Annotated in this window: 15 protein-coding genes; 11 read left to right on the forward strand and 4 right to left on the reverse strand. The window is 70.8% G+C overall.

Annotated features, from left to right (window positions below; all coding sequences use genetic code 11):
- The first annotated feature begins 27 nt into the window (after nucleotides 1–27).
- The 8 genes from iolC (at nucleotide 28) to C8E87_RS31545 (ending at nucleotide 8,631) form a co-directional block, all read left to right on the forward strand.
- Nucleotides 28–993 (forward strand): 5-dehydro-2-deoxygluconokinase, encoded by a 966-nt coding sequence (gene iolC / locus C8E87_RS31505; protein ID WP_133876445.1) that lies wholly within the window; start codon nucleotides 28–30, stop codon nucleotides 991–993.
- Between the two features lie 102 nt (nucleotides 994–1,095).
- Entirely contained in the window at nucleotides 1,096–1,986 is an 891-nt protein-coding gene (iolB, locus tag C8E87_RS31515) for a 5-deoxy-glucuronate isomerase (RefSeq protein WP_239080531.1), read from the forward strand.
- A complete protein-coding gene (gene iolD, locus C8E87_RS31520; RefSeq protein ID WP_133876446.1) occupies nucleotides 1,983–3,836 on the forward strand; it encodes a 3D-(3,5/4)-trihydroxycyclohexane-1,2-dione acylhydrolase (decyclizing) in 1,854 nt (617 codons plus the stop codon). Before iolB ends, iolD begins: the two co-directional genes overlap by 4 nt.
- Nucleotides 3,837–3,846: 10 nt before the next feature.
- Nucleotides 3,847–4,776 (forward strand): TIM barrel protein, encoded by a 930-nt coding sequence (locus tag C8E87_RS31525; protein WP_133876447.1) that lies wholly within the window; start codon nucleotides 3,847–3,849, stop codon nucleotides 4,774–4,776.
- Nucleotides 4,773–5,765 (forward strand): sugar ABC transporter substrate-binding protein, encoded by a 993-nt coding sequence (locus C8E87_RS31530; protein ID WP_133876448.1) that lies wholly within the window; start codon nucleotides 4,773–4,775, stop codon nucleotides 5,763–5,765. The genes C8E87_RS31525 and C8E87_RS31530 overlap by 4 nt, the downstream gene beginning before the upstream one ends.
- Nucleotides 5,766–5,772: 7 nt before the next feature.
- Entirely contained in the window at nucleotides 5,773–6,840 is a 1,068-nt protein-coding gene (locus C8E87_RS31535; RefSeq protein WP_133876449.1) for an ABC transporter permease, read from the forward strand.
- On the forward strand, nucleotides 6,837–7,610 hold the full coding sequence (locus tag C8E87_RS31540) for an ATP-binding cassette domain-containing protein (RefSeq protein ID WP_133876450.1): 774 nt from the start codon (nucleotides 6,837–6,839) through the stop codon (nucleotides 7,608–7,610). Before C8E87_RS31535 ends, C8E87_RS31540 begins: the two co-directional genes overlap by 4 nt.
- A 4-nt stretch (nucleotides 7,611–7,614) precedes the next feature.
- On the forward strand, nucleotides 7,615–8,631 hold the full coding sequence (locus C8E87_RS31545) for a Gfo/Idh/MocA family protein (RefSeq protein WP_133876451.1): 1,017 nt from the start codon (nucleotides 7,615–7,617) through the stop codon (nucleotides 8,629–8,631).
- Between the two features lie 2 nt (nucleotides 8,632–8,633).
- Here the strand turns inward: C8E87_RS31545 and C8E87_RS31550 are convergent, their stop codons facing one another.
- Both C8E87_RS31550 and C8E87_RS45855 read right to left on the reverse strand, forming a co-directional pair.
- Complete coding sequence (locus C8E87_RS31550; RefSeq protein WP_133876452.1) at nucleotides 8,634–9,113, reverse strand: SRPBCC family protein; 480 nt, start codon at nucleotides 9,111–9,113, stop codon at nucleotides 8,634–8,636.
- Complete coding sequence (locus C8E87_RS45855; protein WP_133876453.1) at nucleotides 9,110–9,427, reverse strand: ArsR/SmtB family transcription factor; 318 nt, start codon at nucleotides 9,425–9,427, stop codon at nucleotides 9,110–9,112. Before C8E87_RS45855 ends, C8E87_RS31550 begins: the two co-directional genes overlap by 4 nt.
- 81 nt (nucleotides 9,428–9,508) lie before the next feature.
- Between C8E87_RS45855 and C8E87_RS45860 the strand changes: the two genes are divergently transcribed.
- Together C8E87_RS45860 and ileS are read left to right on the forward strand one after the other, a co-directional pair.
- Nucleotides 9,509–9,973, forward strand: a complete 465-nt coding sequence (locus C8E87_RS45860) for a hypothetical protein (protein WP_239080530.1) — start codon at nucleotides 9,509–9,511, stop codon at nucleotides 9,971–9,973.
- Nucleotides 9,974–10,296: 323 nt separating this feature from the next.
- Entirely contained in the window at nucleotides 10,297–13,410 is a 3,114-nt protein-coding gene (ileS, locus tag C8E87_RS31565) for an isoleucine--tRNA ligase (protein ID WP_133876455.1), read from the forward strand.
- Here the strand turns inward: ileS and C8E87_RS31570 are convergent, their stop codons facing one another.
- A complete protein-coding gene (locus C8E87_RS31570) occupies nucleotides 13,411–14,625 on the reverse strand; it encodes a glycoside hydrolase family 3 N-terminal domain-containing protein (RefSeq protein WP_239080529.1) in 1,215 nt (404 codons plus the stop codon).
- 167 nt (nucleotides 14,626–14,792) lie between these two features.
- Nucleotides 14,793–15,389, reverse strand: coding sequence for a TetR/AcrR family transcriptional regulator (locus tag C8E87_RS31575; protein ID WP_133876456.1), 597 nt, complete (start codon nucleotides 15,387–15,389; stop codon nucleotides 14,793–14,795).
- Nucleotides 15,390–15,462: 73 nt separating this feature from the next.
- Here C8E87_RS31575 and paaN point away from each other — a divergent pair, with 73 nt between their 5' ends.
- Nucleotides 15,463–17,133, forward strand: a complete 1,671-nt coding sequence (gene paaN, locus C8E87_RS31580; RefSeq protein ID WP_133876457.1) for a phenylacetic acid degradation protein PaaN — start codon at nucleotides 15,463–15,465, stop codon at nucleotides 17,131–17,133.
- Nucleotides 17,134–17,138: the final 5 nt, after the last annotated feature.

The raw sequence follows: 17,138 nt of genomic DNA on the forward strand, positions 1-17,138 counted from the left end.
ATCGTCAACAGGGCCGGAGGCCGCCGCATGCCTGCCGACGAGGTGCTGACAATGGGACGCATAGGCGTCGACCTGTACCCGCAACAGACCGGGGTGTCTTTGCGGGAGGTCCGCACCTTCGAGAAGTTCCTCGGTGGGAGCGCGTCCAACGTGGCGGTGGCGGCGGCTCGGTACGGGCGGCGCTCGGCGGTGATCACCCGTACCGGCGACGACCCGTTCGGCGAGTTCCTGCACGACGCGCTGCGGGGCTTCGGCGTCGACGACCGGTACGTGACGCCGGTGCCGACGCTGCCCACGCCGGTGACGTTCTGCGAGATCTTCCCGCCCGACGACTTCCCGCTGTACTTCTACCGGTTCCCCAAGGCGCCCGACCTCGAGATCCACCCGTCCGAGCTGGACCACGACGCGATCCGGGCGGCCGGGATCTTCTGGGTGACCGGCACGGGGCTGTCTCAAGAGCCTTCCCGTACGGCGACACTGACCGCCCTCAGATACCGCGGCAAATCCGGTGTCACGGTGTTCGACCTCGACTACCGGCCCATGTTCTGGGCTTCACGGGAGGAGGCCCGGCACTGGTACGCGCAGGCGCTCCCGTACGCCACGGTCGCCGTCGGCAATCTCGACGAGACGCACACCGCCGTCGACACCCGTGAACCCGTCGAAGCCGCGCGGCGCCTGCACACGGCCGGGATCGAGCTGGCGGTGGTGAAACAGGGCCCGGCGGGGGTGCTGGCCTCCGACGGCACGACCCGGACGGAGGTGCCGCCGGCGCCGGTCGACGTGGTCAACGGCCTGGGCGCCGGTGACGCGTTCGGGGGCGCCCTCTGCCACGGGCTGCTGGCCGGATGGGAGCTCGAGACGACGATGCGCTTCGCCGGCGCCGCCGGAGCCATCGTCGCCTCGCGACTGTCCTGCGCCGACGCCATGCCGACCGAGGCCGAGGTCCGCGCCCTGCTCGAAAAGGCCGCGAACCGGGAGGCGACCGATGGCTGACCTCGACGACCTCACGGCGCAGGGGCTGGTCGTCGGGCGGTCGCTGCGGTACCCGGCGAGCGGTTCGGCGAGCGACGCCCTCGATCGGCCGGTGAGCCTGCTGTGAGCGCCCGGGTGAATCCGCTCATGCCCAACGGCAGCACCGCCGACAAGCCGTTCGACGTTTTCGTCACCCCCGAGAACGCCGGGTGGAGGTACAGCGGCCTGCGCGTCCTCGACCTGCCGGTGGGATCGCGCGCCAAGTTCCTGACCGGTGACGACGAGATGCTGGTGCTGCCGCTCTCCGGCGGTTGCGACGTGGCCTGCGACGACGAGCGGATGACGTTGACCGGCAGACGGTCGGTCTTCTCGCGGGTGACCGATTTCGCCTACGTGCCGCGCGATTCCACGGTGACCGTGCGGGCGCCCAGCGGTGGACGGTTCGCGCTGCCGTCGGCGCGGGCGACAAGACAACTGCCTTTCCGGTACGGGCCGGCCGAGGACGTCGCTGTCGAGTTGCGCGGCGCGGGACAGGCCAGCCGGCAGGTCAACAACTTCTGCACGCCCGAGAGGTTCGAGGCCGACCGGCTGATCGCGTGCGAGGTCCTCACCCCGGGCGGCAACTGGTCGTCGTACCCGCCGCACAAGCACGACGAGCCGGGGGAGAAGGAGTCGGCGCTCGAGGAGATCTACTACTTCGAGGTCGCGCCGTCGCCGAGCGGCAGCCCGGGGTGCGCCTATCAGCGGGTGTACGGGCACCCCGACCGCCCGATCGACGTGTGCGCCGAGGTGCGCAGCGGCGACGTGGTGCTCGTCCCGTACGGGTGGCACGGGCCGTCGATGGCCGCGCCGGGTTACGACCTCTACTACCTCAACGTGATGGCCGGGCCCGGCGAGCGCGAGTGGCTGGTGCGCGACGACCCTGCGCATGGCTGGGTGCGGGCGTCGTGGACCGGCGTCGACGTCGATCCGCGTCTGCCCCTGACGTCCAGCAGAGAGAGGACCCGTCCGTGAGACTCACCGTGGGGCAGGCCGTGGTGCGGTTCCTGGCCAATCAGTGGACCGAACGTGACGGCGTCGAGCGCCGGGCGGTCGCGGGCTGCTTCGGGATCTTCGGGCACGGCAACGTCGCCGGGCTCGGCCAGGCCCTGTTGCAGGCGCAGCGCACCGGCGAGGCCGACCTGCCGTACCGGCTCGCCCGTAACGAGCAGGCGATGGTGCACGCGGCGGCCGGGTTCGCCCGGATGAGCAACCGGCTGCGGGCGTACGCGTGCACCGCCTCGATCGGTCCGGGTTCGACGAACATGCTGACCGGCGCGGCCCTGGCCACGGTCAACCGCTTGCCGGTGCTGCTGCTGCCGTCCGACGTCTTCGCCACCCGGGTCGCGCCGCCGGTGCTGCAGGAGCTGGAGGATCCGAGGGGCTTCGACGTGTCGGTCAACGACGCGTTCCGCCCGCTGTCGCGCTTCTTCGACCGGGTGTGGCGTCCCGAGCAACTGCCGGCGGCCCTGCTCGGCGCCATGCGCGTCCTCACCGACCCGGCCGAGACGGGCGCGGTCACCCTCTGTCTCCCTCAGGACCTTCAGGCCGAGCCGTACGAGTTCCCCGACGCGTTGTTCGCCAAGCGGGTCTGGCACGTCGCCCGCCCGCCGGCCGAGCCGTCCTTCGTGTCCCGCGCGGCAGCCGTCCTCCGCGACGCACAGCACCCGTTGCTCATCGCGGGCGGCGGTGTCATCTACTCCGAGGCGTCGGCCGAGCTCGACCGGTTCGCCCGTGCGACCGGCATCCCGGTGGCGGACACCCAGGCAGGCAAGGGCGCGCTGCCCTGGGACCACCCGCAGGCCGTGGGCGGTGTCGGCTCGACCGGCACCCCGGTGGCCAACCGCCTGGCCCGCGAGGCCGACGTGGTCATCGGGGTGGGCACGCGCTACAGCGACTTCACCACGGCCTCCCGTACGGCGTTCCAGCACCCGGACGTCAAGTTCGTGAACATCAACGTGGCCGCGTTCGACGCCGCCAAGCAGTCCGCGTTCCCGATCGTCGCCGACGCCCGTACGGGGTTGGACGCTCTGCTCGCGGCCCTCGACGGCGCGTCCTGGTCGTTCGACCTCGCCGCCGAGGTGGCGTCCTGGCAGGCTGCCGTCGACCACGCGTACCACCTGGGACACGGACCCCGCCCAGCTCAGACCGAGGTGATCGGGGCCGTCGACGAGGCCTGCGGCCCGCGGGACGTCGTCGTGCAGGCGGCCGGCAGCATGCCCGGTGACCTGCAGAAACTGTGGCGGGCCCGCGACCCCGGGCAGTACCACGTCGAGTACGGGTACTCGTGCATGGGCTTCGAGATCGCCGGGGCGCTCGGCATCAAGCTGGCCGACCCGAGCCGCGAGGTCTTCGCGCTGGTGGGCGACGGGTCGTACCTGATGATGGCGCAGGAGATCGTCACCGCCGTGGCCGAGGGCGTGAAGCTCATCGTCGTGCTCGTGCAGAACCACGGGTTCGCCTCGATCGGCGCGCTGTCGGAGTCGCTCGGGTCGCAGCGCTTCGGCACCAGCTATCGCTACCGCGGCCCGGGTGGCGACTACGGCGGCGGTCACCTGCCGGTCGACCTGGCCGCCAACGCCGCATCGCTGGGCGCCGCGGTGATCCGGTGCCGCACGATCGCCGACCTGGCCGACGGGCTCAAACGCGCCCGGGAGTCCGACCGGCTGACCGTCGTGCACATCGAGACGGATCCGCTCGCCCCGGCGCCGTCCTCCGACTCCTGGTGGGAGGTGCCCGTTCCGGGTGTCTCCGCCCTGTCCTCGACGCAGGATGCCCGCGCGGCCTACGAGACCGCCAAACGCCGTCAACGACCGTATTTGTGAGGCCGGTGCCATGGAGATCCGTCACTTGACCCTCGGCAGCTGTCCCGACTCGTGGGGGGTGTGGTTCGCCGACGATCCCCGGCAGACGCCGTGGCCGCGGTTCCTCGACGAGATGGCCGCGGCGGGGTATTCGTGGCTGGAGCTCGGGCCGTACGGGTATCTGCCGACCGACCCGGCCCGCCTCGCCGACGAACTCGCGCAACGGGGCCTCAGCGTTGCCGGGGGGACGGTCGGTGGCGTGGGCGGGCCGCACAAGGACTTCGACGCCGTCCTGGCCGAGACGCGCAAGGTGGCCGCGCTGGCGTCGGCGTTAAGATCGCGAAATGTCGTATACGTTCCTGTGCCGGGCTATCGCGACGACGTCACCAACGCCTATCTGGAGCCGGCCGAGCTCGACCCCGGCGCCTGGCGGGCGCTGGTGACCAACACGAACACGCTCGGCCGGATGGTGTTCGAGGAGTACGGCGTCCATCTGCGCTTCCACCCGCACGCGGACTACCAGGTCGAGACGCAGGCCCAGACCGAGCGCCTCCTCGACGACACCGACCCCCGGTACGTCTCGCTGTGCCTGGACACCGGGCACCTGGCGTACCGCAAGGCCGATGTCCCGGCGATCATCCGCAAGTACCCGGACCGGATCGGTTACGTCCACATCAAACAGATGGACCCGGTGATCGCCGAGCGGGCGGCCCGCGAGGACCTGGCGTTCGGCCGGGCCGTGGCGCAGGGCGCGAGCGTCGAACCCCCGGCCGGCGAGCCCGACGTGCCCACTGTGCTCGCCGCGCTCGGCGAACTCGGCACCGAGCTGTTCGTCGTCGTCGAGCAGGACATGTACCCGGTCGAGTTCGACGTGCCGTTGCCGATCGCGCGACGCACCCGCGCCTACCTCAATTCCGTCGGCCTCCACTCCCGTCCCACCACCTCAGGAGACAAGACATGACCGCTCGGAAACGCACCTTCCGGATCCTCGCCGCCGGTGCGGCAGCGCTGCTCGCCGCGGCCGCGTGCAGCGACGGCGGCCGCGAGAAGACCGAGGACTCCGGCACGTCCGGCGGCAACGCGCCCGGCAGCTCGGGGTACACGATCGCCTTCATCACACACGAGACGCCGGGCGACACCTTCTGGGACAAGGTCCGCAACGGCGCCGACCAGGCGGCCAAGGACACCGGCGTGACGTTGAAGCACTCCAACGACCCGGAGGCGCCCAAGCAGGCCGTGCTGATCCAGAACGCGGTCGACTCCAAGGTCAACGGCATCGCCACCACGCTGGTCACCCCGGACGCGCTGGCCGGCTCGGTCAAGGCGGCCCGGGACGCGGGCATCCCGGTCGTCGGGCTCAACGCCGGCATCGACGACTATCAGCGGCTCGGCGCGCAGATGTACTTCGGCTCGGACGAGTCCCTGGCCGGCACCACCGCCGGCAAGCGCCTCGCCGAGCAGGGCGTCAAGCACCCGCTGTGCGTGATCCACCAGACCGGCTCGGTCTCTCTCGAGGCGCGCTGCGCCGGGGTCAGGAGCTCCGTCGCGGGCACCGAGAACATCCAGGTCAACGGCGCCGATGATGCCGCCGTGACGGCGACGCTGCAGGCCAAGCTGGCCCAGGACAAGTCGATCGACGCGATCGTGACGCTCGGCGCCCCGCAGGCCCTCGACGCGATCAAGGCTCAGGAGCAGGCCGGCACCCAGGCCAAGCTGGTCACGTTCGACCTCAACGAGCAGGCCGCCACCGAGATCAAGAGCGGCAAGATCCTGTTCTCGATCGACCAGCAGCCGTACGTGCAGGGCTACATGGCGGTCACGTCGCTCTACCTCAACCTCAAGAACGGCAACGACATCGGCGGCGGCAAGCCCGTGCTGACCGGCCCGTCCTTCGTGGACGCGTCGAACATTGACAAGATCATCCCGTTCACCAAGAACAACACCCGGTAGGCCCCCCGTGAGCCAGACCGTCGAGGCGCCCGCGCCGGCGCCGTCAGAACCCCCCGGTCACGTACGCCTGGGGCTCGCTCAACGGGTGCTGTCGCGCCCCGAGGTCGGCGCGCTCGTCGCCGCGCTCATCATCTTCGTCTTCTTCCTGGTGAGCGCGCCGTCGTTCCGGTCGGCCGAGTCGTTCTTCACCGTGCTCTACCAGTCGTCGGTGATCGGCGTCGTGGCCGTCGGCGTCGGCCTGCTGATGATCGGCGGCGAGTTCGACCTCTCGGCCGGCGTCATGGTCTACACGGCGGGCCTGGTCACGTCGTTGTTCTGCTGGTACTACGGCGTCAACCTGTGGGTCGGCGCGATCCTGTCGCTGGTCTTCTGCCTGGCGCTCGGCTTCGTCAACGGCTATCTGGTGACGCGTACGGGGATCCCGAGCTTCCTCATCACGCTGGGCACCTTCTTCGTGCTGCAGGGGGCCAACCTCGGCGTCACCAAGCTGGTGACCGGCACGGTGTCGAGCCCGGACATCAGCGACATCGACGGGTTCGGCTCCCTCGGCCGGATCTTCTCGTCCAGCTTCAAGATCGGGCCGGTGACGGTCTGGGTGTCGGTGCTGTGGTGGGTCCTGTTCGTCGCCCTGGCCGTGTGGACCCTGCAGCGCACCCGCATCGGCAACTGGACCTTCGCGGTGGGCGGTAACCCGGACAGCGCCCGTGCGGTCGGGGTGCCGGTGGTCCGTACGAAGATCGGGCTTTTCATGACGGTGTCGTTCCTGGCCTGGTTCGTGGGCATGCACCAGCTGTTCCGGTTCAACACGCTGCAGGCCGGCGGCGGCGTCGGCAACGAGTTCCTGTACATCATCGCGGCGGTCGTCGGCGGCACGCTGCTCACCGGTGGCTTCGGCAACGCGATCGGCGTCGCGATCGGCGCCTTCATCTTCGGCATGACCAGCCTCGGCATCATCTACGCGGGCTGGGACCCGAACTGGTTCAAGGCCTTCCTCGGCGTCATGCTGCTGCTCGCCGTGCTGGTCAACCTCTACGTCAAACGGATGGCCACGGTGCGGAGGTGGGACAGGCGATGAGCGACGCGCTCATAGAGATGCGGGGGATCGGCAAGGCGTACGGGGCGATCCAGGCCCTGCAGGGCATCAACCTGCGCGTCGGCGCGGGCGAGACGACCTGCGTGCTCGGCGACAACGGCGCCGGCAAGTCGACCCTCATCAAGATCATGTCCGGCCTGAACCCGCACACCGAGGGCAGCCTGCGCGTCGACGGCCAGGAGGTCACCTTCTCGTCACCGCGTGAGGCGCTCGCCCACGGCATCGCCACCGTCTATCAGGACCTGGCGGTGGTGTCGCTGATGGAGGTCTGGCGCAACTTCTTCCTCGGCTCCGAGCTCACCGCGGGCCGGTACCCGCTGGCCGGGCTCAAGGTGAAGCAGATGCGCCGGATCGCCGATCAGGAACTGCGCAAGATGGGCATCGCCGTCGCCGACATCAACCAGCCCATCGGCACGCTCTCCGGCGGTCAGCGGCAGTGCGTGGCGATCGCCCGCGCGGTCTACTTCGGCGCGCGCGTGCTCATCCTCGACGAGCCGACCGCCGCGCTGGGCGTGAAACAGTCGGGCGTGGTGCTCAAGTACGTGGCCGCGGCCCGCGACGCCGGGCTGGGCGTCGTGTTCATCACGCACAACCCGCACCACGCCTACCTGGTCGGCGACCACTTCGTGATCCTCAAGCTGGGGCGGATGGCGCTCGACAAGACCCGTACGGAGGTCGGCCTGGACGAGCTGACCCGGCAGATGGCCGGCGGCGACGGGCTGGCCGAACTGTCGCACGAGCTGAAGCGGTGACGGCGTGCTCAGCGTCGGGGTCATCGGCACGGGCATGATCGGGCGGGATCACATCAGGCGGATGACCTCGGTGCTGGCCGGGGTGCGGGTCGCCGCCGTCACCGACGTGGACTTCGACGTCGCGCGCTCGGTCGCGGCGTTCACGGGCGCTGCTTTCCGGGATTCCGGCGAGTCGCTGATCACCGATGCGTCGGTCGAGGCGGTGGTGGTCTGCTCGTGGGGGCCGACCCATGAGCAGTACGTGCTGGCCGCGATCGCCGCGGGCAAACCTGTGTTCTGCGAGAAGCCGCTGGCCCCGAGCCAGGAGGCGTGCCTGCGGATCGTCGAGGCGGAGGCCGCGCACGGCAGCCGGCTCGTGCAGGTCGGCTACATGCGGCGGTACGACCCGTCGTACCGGGCGCTCAAGGCCGTGCTGGCCACCGGCGAGCTCGGGGCGCCGCTGATGATGCACTGCGCTCACCGCAACGCGAGCGTGCCCGGCTTCTACGGCAACGAGATGGCGATCACCGACTCGGCCGTGCACGAGATCGACATGGTCCGCTGGATGTTCGGCGAGGAGATCACGGCGGTCCAGGTGCTGCGGCCGCGGCGCAACTCCCACGGCGGCGAGCTGCAGGACCCGTTGATGCTGCTGTTCGAGATGGCGAGCGGCGCGATCGTCGACGTCGAAACCTCGGTCAACATCCGGTACGGCTACGACATCCGCGGCGAGATCGTCGGCGAGAACGGGACGGCGTCGCTGGGCTCGCTCAGCCCCGTGCGGGTGCGGCTGGGCGGGAAGGCCTCCGACCCGGTGCCGGCCGACTGGCAAGAGCGCTTCCAGACCGCGTACGACGTGGAGTTCCGGGAGTGGATCGACGCGCTTCGCTCCTCCGGGCGCACCTCGGGGCCGAGCGCGTGGGACGGCTACGCGGCCGCCGTGGTCTCCGACGCGGGTGTCACCGCCCTGCGCACCGGCGAACGGGTTCCCGTCGTCCTCGCCGAGCGCCCCGAGCTGTACGCGCCGGAGACCCCCACCTAGTTTCAGTCCGCCGTCGCCAGGTCGGCGTAACGCTGCAGGTAGAGCGGCCAGCCCTGGTCGTCGGCGACACCGTCGCGCAGCGACTGCCAGCCGGGGCCGTGCCGGTCGAGGTGGCGGTGCTCCAGCTCGACGCGGGTGCTCTCGGGCCCCTCGGCGACGAAGCGGACCTCGACCTCGCTCGTGTTGGCCAGATCCTCCTCCAGCGTCCACTGCACCCCGATGTCCCAGCTGAAGACGACCCGGTGCGGCGGATCGCAGGCCAGCACACGCGCCCAGGCGCACACCCGCCCGTCCTCCACGACGTCGTAGATGCGGCCGCCGACGTGCCGTTCGAACACCGTCTCGACGATCGGTGAGTCCAGCAGATTGTGCTCGCGTGGCTTGATGTCGCCGAACCGCGTCGTGAACAGCTCGAACGCGCGCTCGAGCGGCGCCTTCACGACGACCTGCCGCAGTACCGCCGGCGCCGTTGCCTCGGTCATGATTTCTCCTCGTCCTCGACAATTTCCTCGAAACCCCGCAGCGTCCGCTTCCAGAACATGTCGAGCTGGTCGCGGAGCGCGGAAACCCCCGCCGGGTTGAGCCGGTAGACCCGCCGCGTGCCGGCCGCCTCGTCGTCGACCAGCCCCGCGTCCTTGAGCACCCGCAGGTGCTGCGACACGGCAGGCCGGCTGATCGGCAACAACTCGGCCAGCTCGCCCACGGCCCGGGGCCGCTCGGCCAGGCACTCCACGATGGCGCGCCGGCTCGGATCCCCGAGAATCTCCCACCCGTCGGGCCTTTGGTAAGTACCCACGAACGGTAAGCTACGACTTACCGAAGCGTTGGTCAAGCCCCGGGATCGACGATCGTGGCCGGGTCGGGCAGCATGCCGTGCATGGCGGGAGAGACGTGGGCGGCGCTGACATCGCTGGGTGGGGTCGCGCTCGGCGGCGGGCTGTCGTATCTGGTGCAGCGCACCACGCAGCAGACAGCGGCGCGCCTCGAGAAGTTCAAACAGGAACGTGCCGAGAACGCGGCGCGCCGTGGCGAACGCCTGGCGTTGCTGGAGCGCTTCGTCACCGTCGCGGCCGAGGCGGAACGGCAAGCCTTCGACCGTCCGGCGCAGTGGGTGGAGGGCGACGAGTGGCATGCCCCGACCCAGGCCGTGATGAAGCGCTTCTGGGTCGAGGAACGCATGATCCGGGTGTTGTTCCCGGACTACGTCCACCAAGCCGCCCGCGCCTACTTCCTCGTGCTGAACGGCGCCGTGTGGGAGGGCCTGCCCGAGGGGCGCACCGTGGCCGACGTGATCGAGGAGCCCCACCTGAGATTCCTCGACGCCGCCCGGGCCGCCCTCTGACGCCACGTTTCGCCGGACTGCGGCAAACCTCGTGGCGCGCCCCGCGCCGGGGCCGGTACTATCGTCGGCGCAGGGCGCTGATGGGGACGAGTAAGGCCGTACGCAGCCAGGAGAGACCCGGGGACGGTGGAAGCCCGGGGGTGTGCGCGGCCCGAAGATCACCCCGGAGCCGCCGGAGGAAAGATCGCGCGAGCGGTTGAGTAGAACCGGCAGCAACCCACTTCGAGTGGGCCGCGGGCAGTTCCGCCGCGGTCAAAGAGGGTGGTACCGCGGGGTGATCCTCGTCCCTCTGTCGAGAGAGCCGTCCGACGGAGGAGTACGCCTTGTATCGCCAGGTTCCCGCGCAGGTCGACCTGCCCGCGCTCGACCACGACGTCCTGCGGTTCTGGCAGGACAACAAGATCTTCGCGCGCAGCCTCGAGCAGTCCGCGGGCCGCCCCGAGTGGGTCTTCTACGAGGGCCCGCCCACCGCCAACGGCATGCCCGGCGCCCACCACATCGAGGCCCGCGTCTTCAAGGACGTGTTCCCGCGCTATCGCACGATGAAGGGCTACCACGTCGCCCGCAAGGCGGGGTGGGACTGCCACGGCCTCCCGGTCGAGCTCGCTGTGGAAAAGGAGCTCGGTTTCAGTGGCAAACAGGACATCGAGGCGTACGGGGTGGCGGAGTTCAACGCCCGGTGCCGCGCCTCCGTCACCCGGCACACCGACGCGTTCGCCGAGTTCACCGAGCGCATGGGCTACTGGGTCGACATGGCCGACGCGTACCGGACGATGGATCCCGACTACATCGAGTCGGTCTGGTGGTCGCTGCGGCAGATCTTCGACAAGGGCCTGCTCGTCGAGGACTTCCGGGTCGCGCCGTGGTGCCCGCGCGACCAGACCACGCTCTCCGACCACGAGCTCGCCCAGGGTTACGAGACCGACGTCGACCCCGCCGTCTACGTCCGGTTCCCGCTCACCTCGGGCCCGCTGGCCGGCAACACCTCGCTGCTGGTCTGGACGACCACGCCCTGGACGCTGGTCTCCAACACGGCCGTCGCCGTCAACCCCTCGGTCCAGTACGTGGTGATGACCGACGGAACCGAGCGGCTGGTGCTGGCCGAACCGCTCGCGGGTCAGGTGCTGGGCGAGGGCTGGACGCCGACCGGCGAGACTTTCGGAGGCTCCGAGCTCGAGCGCTGGACCTACAAGCCGCCGTTCCAACTGGTCGAGGTGCCCGACGCGCACATCGTCATCCTGGCCGGCTACGTCACCACCGACAGCGGCACCGGGCTCGTGCACCAGTCCCCGGCGTTCGGCGCCGACGACCTCGCGAGCTGCCGGGCGTACGGGTTGCCGATGGTCAACCCGGTGCTGCGTGACGGCACGTTCGCCCCCGAGGTGCCGCTGGTCGGCGGGCTGTTCTTCCGTACGGCCAACGAGCCGCTGGTCGAGGAGCTGCGCCGCACGGGCCTGCTGTTCCGGCTCGACCCGTACGAGCACCAGTACCCGCACTGCTGGCGCTGCCACACCGCGCTGATCTACTACGCCCAGCCTTCCTGGTACGTGAAGACCACCGCCGTACGGGATGCGCTGTTGCGCGAGAACGAGAAGACGACCTGGCAGCCCGAGACGGTGAAACACGGCCGGTACGGCGACTGGCTCAACAACAACGTCGACTGGGCGCTGTCCCGCAACCGCTACTGGGGCACCCCGCTGCCCATCTGGCGCTGCGCCGAGGGCCACCTGACCTGCATCGGGTCGCTGGCCGAGCTGAGCGAGCGGACCGGTCGTGACCTGTCCGGGCTCGACCCGCACCGGCCCTACATCGACGAGGTGACCTTCGCCTGCCCGCAGTGCTCGGCGACGGCCACCCGTGTGCCCGAGGTCATCGACGCCTGGTACGACTCCGGCTCGATGCCGTTCGCGCAGTTCGGCTACCCGTACAAGAACAAGGAGCTGTTCGAGCAGCGCTTCCCCGCGCAGTTCATCTCCGAGGCGATCGACCAGACCCGCGGCTGGTTCTACACGCTGATGGCGGTGAACACGCTGGTCTTCGACCGGTCGGCCTACGAGACCGTCGTCTGCCTGGGCCACATCCTCGCCGAGGACGGCCGCAAGATGTCCAAGCACCTCGGCAACATCCTCGAGCCGATCCCGCTGATGGACACGCACGGCGCCGACGCGGTCCGCTGGTTCATGGCCTGCGTCGGGTCGCCCTGGTCGGCGCGCCGGGTCGGGCACACCACGCTGCAGGAGGTCGTGCGCAAGACGCTGCTGACCTACTGGAACACGGTAGCGTTCCAGGCCCTGTACGGCCGGTCCTCGGGCTGGACGCCGTCGGCCGACGACCCCGCGCCGGCCGAGCGCCCGCTGCTCGACCGCTGGGTGCTGTCCGAGCTGAACGAGCTGGTCCGCAAGGTCGACGCGGCCTTCGCGGGTTTCGACACGCAGGAGGCGGGCCGGCTGCTCGCGGCCTTCGTCGACGACCTGTCCAACTGGTACGTCCGCCGCAGCCGTCGCCGGTTCTGGCGCGGTGACCGGGCGGCGCTGGCCACGCTGCACGAGGCGCTGCGCACGGTGACGCTGCTGATGGCGCCGGTGACCCCGTTCGTGACCGAGCGGGTGTGGCGCGACCTGGTCGTCGAGGTCGACCCGCAGGCGCCGGAATCGGTGCACCTCGCCGCGTTCCCCGAGCCGGACGAGTCGCTGGTCGACCCGGCGCTGTCGGCGCAGATGGCGCTGGTGCGGCGGCTGGTCGAGCTGGGCCGGGCCGCGCGGGCCGAGTCGGGCATGAAGGTGCGCCAGCCGCTGTCGCGGGCGCTCGCCTCGGCGTCGGGTTTCGACGACCTGCCGCCCGGCCTGCTCGCCGAGATCGCCGCCGAGCTCAACGTGGGCGAGGTCACCTCGGTCGCCGGCTCCTTCGTCGACACCACCGCCAAGGCCAATTTCCGTACGCTGGGCCGGCGGTTCGGCAAGAAGGTGCAGCTCGTCGCCCAGGCGATCGCGGCGGCCGACGCGGCCGAGCTCAAGGACGCCCTCCGCGCCACGGGTGCGGCGTCGCTCGAGGTCGACGGCGAGCAGATCACGCTGGGCCCCGACGAGGTCGTGATCACCGAGACCCCGCGGGCCGGCTGGGCGGTCTCCTCCGACTCGGGCGCCACCGTCGCGCTCGACCTGTCGCTCACCCCGGAACTGCGCCGGGCGGGCATCGCGCGTGACGCCGTACGCCAGATCCAGGAGGCCCGCAAGGCGAGCGGGCTGGAGGTCTCCGACCGCATCGAGCTGCGCTGGTCCGCCACTGGTGAGACGGCTCAGGCCCTCGCCGAGCACGCCGCGCTGGTGGCCGACGAGGTGCTGGCCACGGCGTACGGGGAAGGGGAGGCGACCTGGCCGGGGGCGCAGACGTTCACCGACGAGTCGCTCGGGCTGACGTTCGCGCTGCGGAAGGCCTGATCAGCTGCAGCGCAGCAGACCCGCCTTCTCCTTGGTCCGCAGGACGCGGCGGGCGGCGTCGTCGACCCGGGAACGGAAGGACTGATCGGATTCGGACTTGGCGATCAGGGCGCCGGCCATCGGGGCGGCGTCCGCGGGCACGATCGTCAGCACCATGTCGCCGCCCGCGCCGATGAACCGGGTCGCTCGCTGCGCGGGCGGGACACCGGTGACGGCGCGGGCGGCGCCCAGGTCGTCCGAGATGATCAGGCCGTCGAAGCCGAGCCGGTCGCGGAGCAGGCCGGTGATGATCGGCTGCGAGAAAGCGGCGATCGCGTCCGGGTCCAGGCGCGGGTAACGGGCGGACGAGATCATGACGGCGGCCGTCCCGGCTTGGATCCCGGCCTCGAAGGGGCCCAGGTACGGGTCGGTCGCCGTGGCCGTGTTGTCGGTGGCGCCGCGGGAGGTGTCGGTGTTGACCCGCACCCGGCCCAGGCCGGGGAAGTGCTTCAACGTGGTCAGCACCCCGGCGTCCTGCGAGGCGGGGACGACCGTACGGATGTCGGCGGCCACCCGGGCGGGATCGGAGCCGAACTGACGGCGGAAGGCGCCGATCGGCGGGTTGGCCTCGCCCACGTTCGCCGGGACGGTGTCGGCGACCGGGGCCAGGTTGAGGTTCACGCCGATGCCGGCCAGGCGGCGGGCGCTCCCGCGGGTGGTGTCGCGCAGCGCCGTCCGGGAGCCTTCGCCCAGCCGGTACGCGGAGGGCAGCCGGGGAAAATCGGGGCCCTTGAGGGTCTGCACGCTCCCGCCCTCCTGGTCGACGGCCACGAGCATCGGCAGCGCGGCGGTCCTCTGCAGGCGGGCGACGTCCGACTTGAGCTTGGCGGCGGTGTGCGTGCTGCGGCCGCGCAGGAAGGCGCCGCCGACGTGGTAGCGGCGCAGGGTGTCGCCGGCGCCGCTGGGGGCGTTCACGGCAACGCCGATCATGAGCAGCTGGCCGACGCGCTTCTGCAGGTCGAGACCGTCCAAGGTGCGGGTCACGCAGTCGCCGGCGTCCCCGCCGGTTTCCGGGGGCGCGCTGCTCCGCGCGGGTCTGCTGCTCTGGCTGGGCGCGCTGCTCTGCGTCGGCGCGCTGCTTGCCACTGCCGGGCCGGCCTGCGGGGATTCCTCAGTGGAGCATGCGGTCGGGGCCAGGAGCACGGCGACCGTCAGGGCGGCCAGACTTCGCTTCATCGGGGCCCACGCTAGTCAATCCCCCGCGTGCCGCAACCGTCCGTGCGCCGATCGTGGAGGGCTCGCGGAGATCTTGTGAAGCGTGTCAGGTGTATCGGATTTGCCGGGCCCACTGCCCTTTTCGGCCGCACCCCCTCTTGCCGGGAGCGTCGGCCGTCGTCGGTGTGTCAGGCGCGTAGGCCGTCGAAGGCCAGGGCGGTCACGGCGTCGGCGATCGACTCGGCGCCGCCGGGGCGGGGCCGATACCACTCGGTCAGCGAGTTGACCATGCCGAGCAGCAGGCGCGCCGCCGTGCGGGGATCGACATCGGGGCGTACGCCGCCCTCGGCCTGGGCCTGCTTGACCAGCTCGGTGACGAGCGCGTCGAACTCGCGCCGGCGGGCCAGGGCGTGCTGCTCGACCTCGGTGTTGCCGCGGACCCGCAGCAGCACCGTCACGTACTCGAAGCGCTCGGACAGCACGATCACGCTGCGCCGGATCAGCTGCTCGAGCTTTTCCAAGGCCGGGACGTCGAGCCCGCGTACCTCGCCGGCCGCCTCGAACAGGCCGTCGAGCGCCCTGTCCACCGCCATCTGCAGCAGCTGCTCCTTGCTGGCGACGTGGTGATAGACGCTCGATTTGGTGATGCCGAGCGCCACTGCCAGGTCGTACACGCTGGTTTTGTCGTAACCGCGCTCGTTGAACAGCCGCACCGCCGTGGCCAGCACGGCGGCCTGGTCATGCCCGGGGCGTCCGCGCCGGCGGGGCTCCGCTGGAGGTGCCATTCTCGCTCCCGGGGTTGATTACCTACCGAACGGACGGTAGATAATTAGGCACGCGAGCGCAAGGGAGCGCAGGATGACCACCCCCGCCGAGTTCTACGAGAAGCACACCGAGCTTCTCGACCAAGCCGTCCGGGCGACGGCCGTCCGCGACTACTGGTCGGCTTTTCCCGAGTCCCCGAGCAAGTCGGTCTACGGCGAGACCGCTGCCGGTGAGGGCGAGCGCGCCTTCCAGGCCCTGCTCGGCCGGCCGTTCCCGATCGAGGTGCCGGGCGCCGTCGGCAGTGTCTCCACCGAGCACTCCCCGTGGGGCCTCGAGCTGGGTGTCAGCTATCCCAAGGCCGACCCGCCGGCCCTGGTCGCCGCGGCCCGGGCCGCCACCCCGGCCTGGCGTGCGGTCGGGCCCCAGGGCCGCGCCGGCGTCGCAGCCGAGATCATCAAGAGGATCAACGCGCGCAGTTTCGAGCTGGCCCACGCCGTGCAGCACACCACCGGCCAGGCCTTCGTCATGGCGTTCCAGGCCGGCGGCCCCCACGCGCAGGATCGCGCGCTCGAGGCGGTGGCCTACGCGTTCGCCGCCACCACCCGCATCCCGGCCACCACCGAGTGGAGCAAGCCTCAGCGCGGTGGCGACCCGTTGCGCCTCAGCAAGACCAGCACGGTCGTCGGCCGCGGCGTCTCCCTCGTCATCGGCTGCACCACCTTCCCCACTTGGAACAGCTATCCCGCCCTGTTTGCGAGCCTCGTGACGGGCAACCCTGTGATCGTGAAGCCGCACCCGGGCGCCGTGCTGCCGCTCGCCATCACCGTGCAGATCTGCCGCGAGGTGCTGGCCGAGGCGGGCCAGAGCCCCGACCTGGTCACCCTCGCCGTCGAGGAGCCAGGCGACGGCATCGCGGCGACGCTGGCCACCCACCCCGACGTGCGCATCGTCGACTTCACCGGCTCCAGCGATTTCGGCAACTGGCTCGAGGCCAACGCACGCCAGGCCGTGGTCTACACCGAAAAGGCCGGGCTCAACACGGTCGTCGTGGACTCCACCGACGACTACAAGGGCCTGCTGCGCAACCTGTCCTTCTCGCTCTCGCTCTACAGCGGCCAGATGTGCACCACCCCGCAAAACATCCTGGTCCCGGCGGGCGGCATCGACACCGACGCCGGTCACCGCAGCGTCGAGGAGTTCGGCGCCGACCTGTCCGCGGCGCTCGGCAAGCTGCTCGGCGACCCGGCGCGCGCGGCCGGCACGCTCGGCGCGATCGTCAACGACGGGGTCCTGGCCCGGCTGACCGAGGCCGGGAACGCGAGCGGTGTCGTCCACCCCTCCGCCGAGGTGGCCGACGAGCAGCACCCGGGCGCCACCATCCGGACGCCCGTGGTGGTCCGCCTCGACGCCGCCGACGAAAAGACGTACACGCGGGAGTGGTTCGGCCCGGTCTCGTTCCTCATCACCACCGAGTCGACCGAGCACAGCCTGCGCATCCTGGTCGAGACCGTCCGGGCGCACGGGGCGCTCACCGCCCTGGTCCACTCGAACAGGCCCGAGGTGCTGTCCGCCGCCCGCGAGGCCGCGCTCGACGCCGGTGTGCACCTCGCCGAAAACCTCACGGGTGGCGTGTTCGTCAACCAGACCGCCGCGTTCAGCGACCTGCACGGCTCCGGCGCCAACCCGGCGGCCACGGCCTCGCTGAGCGACGACCACTTCGTCACCGGCCGGTTCTTCACCCTCCAGTCCCGTCACCACATCTGAGCAGC

Origin of the sequence: Paractinoplanes brasiliensis (genome assembly GCF_004362215.1) — a bacterium.
Taxonomy (GTDB): Bacteria; Actinomycetota; Actinomycetes; order Mycobacteriales; family Micromonosporaceae; genus Actinoplanes; species Actinoplanes brasiliensis.

Excerpts from the sequence above, each read along its gene's own strand:
- C8E87_RS31530 (WP_133876448.1), top strand. The coding sequence starts at position 4,773 with ATGACCGCTCGGAAACGCACCTTCCGGATCCTCGCCGCCGGTGCGGCA.
- iolC (WP_133876445.1), top strand. The coding sequence starts at position 28 with ATGCCTGCCGACGAGGTGCTGACAATGGGACGCATAGGCGTCGACCTG.
- paaN (WP_133876457.1), top strand. The coding sequence starts at position 15,463 with ATGACCACCCCCGCCGAGTTCTACGAGAAGCACACCGAGCTTCTCGAC.
- C8E87_RS31570 (WP_239080529.1), bottom strand. The coding sequence starts at position 14,625 with ATGAAGCGAAGTCTGGCCGCCCTGACGGTCGCCGTGCTCCTGGCCCCG.
- C8E87_RS31575 (WP_133876456.1), bottom strand. The coding sequence starts at position 15,389 with ATGGCACCTCCAGCGGAGCCCCGCCGGCGCGGACGCCCCGGGCATGAC.
- C8E87_RS31550 (WP_133876452.1), bottom strand. The coding sequence starts at position 9,113 with ATGACCGAGGCAACGGCGCCGGCGGTACTGCGGCAGGTCGTCGTGAAG.
- C8E87_RS31525 (WP_133876447.1), top strand. The coding sequence starts at position 3,847 with ATGGAGATCCGTCACTTGACCCTCGGCAGCTGTCCCGACTCGTGGGGG.
- C8E87_RS45860 (WP_239080530.1), top strand. The coding sequence starts at position 9,509 with ATGGCGGGAGAGACGTGGGCGGCGCTGACATCGCTGGGTGGGGTCGCG.
- C8E87_RS31540 (WP_133876450.1), top strand. The coding sequence starts at position 6,837 with ATGAGCGACGCGCTCATAGAGATGCGGGGGATCGGCAAGGCGTACGGG.